Origin of the sequence: Ramlibacter sp., from assembly GCF_041916345.1 — a bacterium.
In the GTDB taxonomy this organism is placed as follows: domain Bacteria; phylum Pseudomonadota; class Gammaproteobacteria; order Burkholderiales; family Burkholderiaceae_C; genus Ramlibacter.
Window position 1 is genome coordinate 1 of record NZ_JAYRZR010000143.1, and the last position, 6,249, is coordinate 6,249.

Here is a 6,249-nt window from a genome sequence, read left to right on the forward strand (position 1 = left end):
CGGCAAAGGGCCCGCCGAAGTACAGCAGGTTCACGCCCACGTTCTTCTTGCCGCTGTCGTTCAGCTGTTCGCCGAGCTGGTAGTGCACGTTCGCGGTCAGGCCGCCGAAGCTGGGTGACGTGTACAGGATCTCGTTGGACCAGCCCGTGTCCGACGGCGTGGTGGCCGTCCAGCCGGTGCCGTTGAACAGGCCGACGTTGTTGTGCAGGACCAGCGGCGAGAACGTGAACGAGTCGCCGAAGGGGTTGAACAGGATCGTGGGCAGGAAGTTGGGGGCGAGCGCGCGACCCAGGGTGAGGCTGCCCCAGCTGCCGGCGAGCGACACGTTGGCGTCGCGCGAGAAGTAGGGATCGCCGCCGAAGCGGCCAGCGTTGCCGCTGTCGGCCTGCATGAACGCGGTGAGCGCGAAGGACGCCTTCAGCCCGCCGCCCAGATCCTCGGTGCCCTTGAAGCCGAACCACGAGGTGGTCATGCCGCCACTGCCCACGACGGTGCGCCGGCCGGCATCACCCGCCGCCCGCATGCTGCCGGCGTAGACATCCACCGTGCCCATGATCTGCACCGAACTCTGCGCCTGCGCACCAAGCGCGCACAGGCCGATCACTGCCGCACCAAGGGCGGCCGGAAGTTTCTTCATGTTGTGTACTCCGTAGGGTTGCAATTGCGGCCCCGCGAGTCGGGGGACGCACCATGCCCGGACGTGCCAGCCGGACATGGAACCTCGGAGCAAGATGGGTGCCGCACCGTGCGGACGGTGCGGCCGGCCCGCCGGCAGGCGGGCCGCTGGCGATCAGAAGCGCCAGCCGAGGCCGACGCCGAACAGCAGCGGATCGACCTTGAAGTTGCCCACCACCGCGCCACCGGCGGAGACGTCGGTGCGGATGTAGGCCTTCTTCACATCCAGGTTCAGCAGCATGCCGTTGCCCACCGGGATGTCCACGCCCACCTGCACGGCGGCGCCGAAGCTGTTCTTGTCGATCGACACGCCAGCCGGCAGGTTGACCGAGCTGAAGCGGGTGTAGTTCAGGCCGGCGCCGACATAGGGCTTGGCCATGCCGAGGCCGGTGAAGTGGTATTGCACCGTCAGCGTGGGCGGCAGGTGCTTGAGCGAGCCGATGGAGGTGCCGCCGGCGTAGACCGTGTGCTTCTGCGGCACGGTCAGGATCAGTTCGGCCGCCAGGTTGGGGGTGAAGAAGTAGCTGATGTCCACTTCGGGCAGCCACTTGTTGTTGACGGTCAGGCCGAGGCCGGTGGAATCCCCGTTGCGGCTATCCAGGTGCACGGCGCGTGCGCGGACGAGCCAGGGGCCTTCAGCGGCCTTCTGGGCCAGGGCGGGGGCAGCCACGAGCGCGCACAGCAGGGCTGCGGCAATGTGGTTCTTGCGCATGGTCTTTTTCTTTCTCACAGCATGTCCGGGAACATTCCCGACCGTGATTAGGCGAGCCAGGCGCCGGCGCCGGCTTGACGGCACGCAAGGTTCGCCGGCCCTCGCCCGGCCGCGGCGAGAAACCTTGCACCAGATCAATGAACCACGTGGCGCCCGCGCACCGCGCGGCCTCAGCGCAGGCCGATGCGCGAACAGAGGTCCAGCGTGGCCTGCGCCTGGTTCATCGTGTAGAAGTGCAGCCCCGGCGCCCCGCCGGCCAGCAGGCGGCGGCACAGGTCGGCCACCACGTCGAGCCCGAAGGCCTTGATGGAGGCGGTGTCGTCGCCATACGCCTGCAGCCGCATGCGGATCCAGCGCGGGATCTCGGCGCCGCAGGCATCGGAGAAGCGGATCAGCTGCGAGGAGCTGGTGATGGGCATGATGCCCGGCACCACCGGCACCTTCACGCCGCGCGAGGCCAGGTCCTCCACGTAGCGGAAGTAGGCATCGGCATTGAAGAAGTACTGGGTGATGCCGGCGTCGGCACCGGCCTCGACCTTGGCGATGAAGGCATCCAGGTCGGACATGGGCGACTTGGCCTGCGGATGCGTCTCCGGGTAGGCCGCCACCTCGATGTGGAACTGGCGACCGGTCTCGGCGCGGATGAAGCTCACCAGCTCGCTGGCGTAGCGGAACTCGCCACCCAGGCCGTAGCCGCTGGGCAGGTCGCCGCGCAGGGCCACGATGCGCTTCACGCCGGCGGCGGCATAGGCGGACAGGCGCTCGCGGATCGTCTCGCGCGACTGGCCGATGCACGACAGGTGCGGCGCGGCGGGGCAGCCCTCGGTCATGATCTCGCTCACGGTCTGCAGCGTGCCGTCCTGCGTGGAGCCGCCGGCACCGAAGGTGACGGAGCAGAACTCGGGCTGCAGCGCATACAGCTTCTGGCGCGCCACGCGCAGCTTCTCGGCGCCCTCGGGCGTCTTGGGGGGAAAGAATTCGAGGCTGATCGGATGGGACATGACGCCCTCCTCAGGGTCGTTGTGCGTGAATGAAGAACTCGCGGTTGCCGTCGCCGCCCGCGATGGGGCTGTCGAACCAGGCCTGCACGCGCAGGCCTGCGGCTTCGCAGGCCGCGCGCAGGCGCTGCGCCACCTGCTCGTACAGCGCCGGGTCGCGCACCAGGCCGCCCTTGCCGATGTCACCCGGCTGCAGCTCGAACTGCGGCTTGGCCAGCATCAGCAGGTGACCGCCCGGGCGCAGCAGCGGCGCCAGCGCCGGCAGCACCAGCGTGAGCGAGATGAAGGACAGGTCGCCGGTCACGAAGTCGAAGTCCCGGCCGGCCTGCGCTGCATCCAGCGTGCGGGCGTTGACCTTTTCCAGCGCGCTCACGCGCGGGTCGGCCCGCAGCGAGGGGTGCAGCTGGCCGTGGCCCACGTCGACGCCGGTGACGGCCGCTGCACCGTGGCGCAGCAGGCAATCGGTGAAGCCGCCGGTGGACTGGCCGACATCCAGGCAGCGCCAGCCCGATACGTCGAGCGCGGCGGTGCGCAGGGCGCCCTCCAGCTTCAGGCCGCCGCGCGAGACATAGCGCGTCTCGGCGGTATCCAGCAGCTCCACGCGCGCGGTGGCTGGCAGCTCGTCGCCGTTCTTGGCCACGGGCTTCCACTCGCGGCCGTCGAACCAGCGCACGCCGTTCGCGATCAGCCGCTGGGCCTGCGAACGAGTGGCGGCCAGGCCGCGGTCGACCAGCAACTGATCGGCGCGCATGGCGCCCGGCATCAATACCGGTAAGTGTCGGGCTTGTACGGGCCTTGCTTGGCCACGCCGAGGTAGGCGGCCTGGTCGTCGGACAGCTCGGTGAGCTGCGCGCCCAGCTTCTTCAGCTGCAGGCGGGCCACCTTCTCGTCCAGGTGCTTGGGCAGCACGTACACGTGGTTCAGGTCGTAGGCCTCGCTGTGGGTGAACAGCTCGATCTGCGCGATGGTCTGGTTGGCGAACGACGACGACATCACGTAGCTCGGGTGACCCGTGCCGCAGCCCAGGTTCACCAGCCGGCCCTTGGCCAGCAGGATGATGCGCTTGCCGTCGGGGAAGATCACGTGGTCCACCTGGGGCTTGATCTCCTCCCACTCGTACTTCTCGAGCGAGGCGACGTCGATCTCGTTGTCGAAGTGGCCGATGTTGCAGACGATGGCCTGGTCCTTCATCTTCGCCATGTGGTCGTGGGTGATCACGTCCTTGTTGCCGGTGGCGGTGACGAAGATGTCGGCCTTGTCGGCGGCGTAGTCCATGGTGACCACGCGGTAGCCTTCCATGCAGGCCTGCAGGGCGTTGATGGGGTCGATCTCGGTCACCCACACCTGGGCGGAAAGCGCGCGCAGGGCCTGGGCGCTGCCCTTGCCCACGTCGCCATAGCCGGCCACCAGGGCCACCTTGCCGGCGATCATCACGTCGGTGGCGCGCTTGATGCCGTCCACCAGCGACTCGCGGCAGCCGTACAGGTTGTCGAACTTGCTCTTGGTGACGGAGTCGTTGACGTTGATGGCCTTGAACATCAGCTCGCCGCGGGCGGCCATCTGCTTCAGGCGGTTCACGCCGGTGGTGGTCTCTTCCGTCACGCCGATGATCTGGGCGCTCTTGCGGCTGTACCAGGTCGGGTCTTCGGCCAGCTTCTTGCGGATGGCGGCGAAGAGAATGCGCTCTTCCTCGCTGTGGCCGTTGCCGGCGACCAGCGACGCATCCTTCTCGGCGCGCTTGCCCAGGTGCATGAGCAGCGTGGCGTCGCCACCGTCGTCCAGGATCATGTTGGGGCCTTCGCCCGCGGTGCCCTGGGCGCCGAATTCGAAGATGCGGTGGGTGTAGTCCCAGTAGTCCTCCAGCGACTCGCCCTTGATGGCGAACACCGGCGTGCCGGTGGCGGCGATGGCCGCGGCGGCGTGGTCCTGGGTGGAGAAGATGTTGCACGAGGCCCAGCGCACGGTGGCGCCCAGGGCCTGCAGCGTCTCGATCAGCACCGCCGTCTGGATGGTCATGTGCAGGCTGCCGGTGATGCGCGCGCCCTTCAGGGGCTGGCTCTTGGCGAATTCCTCGCGGATGGCCATCAGGCCGGGCATCTCGGTCTCCGCGATGCGGATTTCCTTGCGGCCCCAGTCGGCCAGGCCGATGTCGGCGATGGCGCAGTCCGCGTGGATGGGGTTCTTCAGGGGGGCGTTCATGTGGGCTCCATGGGCAATCGTTGCGACCACCACGGGACCGGGCAGACTCACCCGGTGCATCGTGGGTGAGCGTCGTTGCGAAGGGAAGGGGTTCCGAGCCTCACGCCGTGCGGCGCTGCAACGCTCCTCGGAACGGGGCGAATTATACGGAAGCGGCCTGCCGCCGGGCGGGCCCGCGGGTTAGCCCGCGCCCATTTCCCGGGCATTCGGACCTATCCTGCCTGTCCCCGCCCCCTGCCGGAGCCCCCCATGAAGCACCTGAGCGGCCTCGACGCCGCCTTCCTGCACATCGAATCGCCCGAGATGCCCATGCATGTGGGCTCGCTGAACGTGATGCGCCTGCCCGAGGGCTACCAGGGCGACTTCTACGAGGACGTGAAGGCGCACATGGCGGCGCGCCTGCACCTGGCGGAGGTGTTCACCCGCAAGCTGGTGCTGATGCCGTTCGACATCTCCGACCCGGTGTGGGTGGAGGACGACGACATCGACCTCGACTACCACGTGCGCCACATCACCCTGCCCAAGCCCGGCACCAACCGCCAGCTGCAGCAGTACGTGGCGCGCCTGCATTCCTCGCTGCTCGATCGCAGCCGGCCGCTGTGGGAGTTCTTCATCATCGACGGCCTGAAGAGCGGCGAGGTGGCGCTCTACACCAAGGCGCACCACGCCGGCATCGACGGCCAGGCCGGCATCGCGGTGGCGCAGGCCATCTTCGACACCGCGCCCACCGGCCGTGTCGTGCGGCCGCCGCGCGCCAAGGTCCGCCGCAGCCCGCACCAGCTGGGCCTGGCGGAGCTGGCCAGCGCGGCGCTGCGCAACTCCCTCATCCAGTACGGCAAGCTGGCCCGCATGGTGCCCGGCATGGTGCGCGCCGCACGCGAGGCGATGGCCACGCCGCGCGCCGCCTCGACCGACGAGCCCAAGGGCCTGGGCCAGCGACTCGCCGGCTACCTGGCACCGCGGACGCCGCTGAACGTGACGATCACGAACCAGCGCTCGTTCGCCGGGCGCACCGTGCCGCTGGCGGAGGTGAAGGCCATCGCCAAGGCGCTGGGCGTGTCACTCAACGACGTGGTGCTGGCCACCACCGGCGGGGCGCTGGCGCGCTTCCTGCGCGACCTGGGCGAGGCGCCCGCCAAGTCGCTCACCGCCGCCGTGCCGGTGAGCCTGCGCGAGGCCGGCGACGCCACCGGCAACAACCAGGTGAGCATGGTGCTGATGACGCTGGCCACGGACGTGAAGGACCCGGCCGAGCGCGCCCGACGCATCCACGCCGCCACCGCCACCACCAAGGCGCGCATGAGCCGGCTGAAGGCCGTTATCCCGACCGATTTCCCGGTGCTGGGCTCGCCCTGGCTGATCTCCGGCGTGGCCGCCCTGGTGGAACGCTCGCGGGTGATGAACATGCTGCCGCCGGTGGCCAACCTCATCATCTCCAACGTGCCCGGGCCCAACTTCCCGCTCTACTTCGCCGGCGCCGAGCTGACCAGCTACTACCCGGTGTCGATCCCGGCGCACGGCATGGCGCTCAACGTCACGGTGCAAAGCTACAACGGCCGGCTCGACTACGGCCTGATCGCCTGCCGCCGGGTGCTGCCCGACGTGGCGGACCTGGGCGACCTGATCCTCGATGAGCACCGCCGCCTGCTGGAGCAGGCCCAGGCC

General features: G+C 69.0%; 6 protein-coding genes and 1 riboswitch. Of the genes, 1 reads left to right on the top strand and 5 read right to left on the bottom strand.

The features are described from left to right. The 5 genes from ACE3T5_RS20690 to ahcY form a co-directional block, all read right to left on the bottom strand. On the bottom strand, positions 1–637 hold a 637-nt coding region (locus ACE3T5_RS20690; RefSeq protein ID WP_374670000.1), incomplete at its 3' end, for a porin. A 153-nt stretch (positions 638–790) separates the two neighbouring features. Then, entirely contained in the window at positions 791–1,387 is a 597-nt protein-coding gene (locus ACE3T5_RS20695; protein WP_374670001.1) for an OmpW family protein, read from the bottom strand. A 170-nt stretch (positions 1,388–1,557) separates the two neighbouring features. Further along, the gene (gene metF / locus ACE3T5_RS20700; protein ID WP_374670002.1) at positions 1,558–2,388 is read right to left on the bottom strand and encodes a methylenetetrahydrofolate reductase [NAD(P)H]; all 831 of its coding nucleotides are present in this window, start codon (positions 2,386–2,388) and stop codon (positions 1,558–1,560) included. A 10-nt stretch (positions 2,389–2,398) separates the two neighbouring features. Continuing rightward, positions 2,399–3,136 carry a TlyA family RNA methyltransferase gene (locus tag ACE3T5_RS20705; protein ID WP_374670003.1) on the bottom strand — a complete coding sequence of 246 codons (738 nt, stop codon included), beginning with the start codon at positions 3,134–3,136 and terminating at the stop codon, positions 2,399–2,401. 11 nt (positions 3,137–3,147) lie between these two features. Continuing rightward, positions 3,148–4,584: an adenosylhomocysteinase gene (gene ahcY, locus ACE3T5_RS20710; protein ID WP_374670004.1), complete on the bottom strand. Its 1,437-nt coding sequence runs from the start codon at positions 4,582–4,584 to the stop codon at positions 3,148–3,150. Between the two features lie 60 nt (positions 4,585–4,644). After that, a riboswitch (S-adenosyl-L-homocysteine riboswitch) is annotated at positions 4,645–4,719 on the bottom strand. Between the two features lie 114 nt (positions 4,720–4,833). Here ahcY and ACE3T5_RS20715 point away from each other — a divergent pair. Then, positions 4,834–6,249: wax ester/triacylglycerol synthase family O-acyltransferase (locus ACE3T5_RS20715; RefSeq protein WP_374670005.1), on the top strand; the 1,416-nt coding region annotated here is incomplete at its 3' end.

Bases quoted from the DNA above. Each gene is read 5' to 3' on its own strand.
- ACE3T5_RS20695 (WP_374670001.1), bottom strand. From the start codon at position 1,387: ATGCGCAAGAACCACATTGCCGCAGCCCTGCTGTGCGCGCTCGTGGCT.
- metF (WP_374670002.1), bottom strand. From the start codon at position 2,388: ATGTCCCATCCGATCAGCCTCGAATTCTTTCCCCCCAAGACGCCCGAG.
- ACE3T5_RS20705 (WP_374670003.1), bottom strand. From the start codon at position 3,136: ATGCGCGCCGATCAGTTGCTGGTCGACCGCGGCCTGGCCGCCACTCGT.
- ahcY (WP_374670004.1), bottom strand. From the start codon at position 4,584: ATGAACGCCCCCCTGAAGAACCCCATCCACGCGGACTGCGCCATCGCC.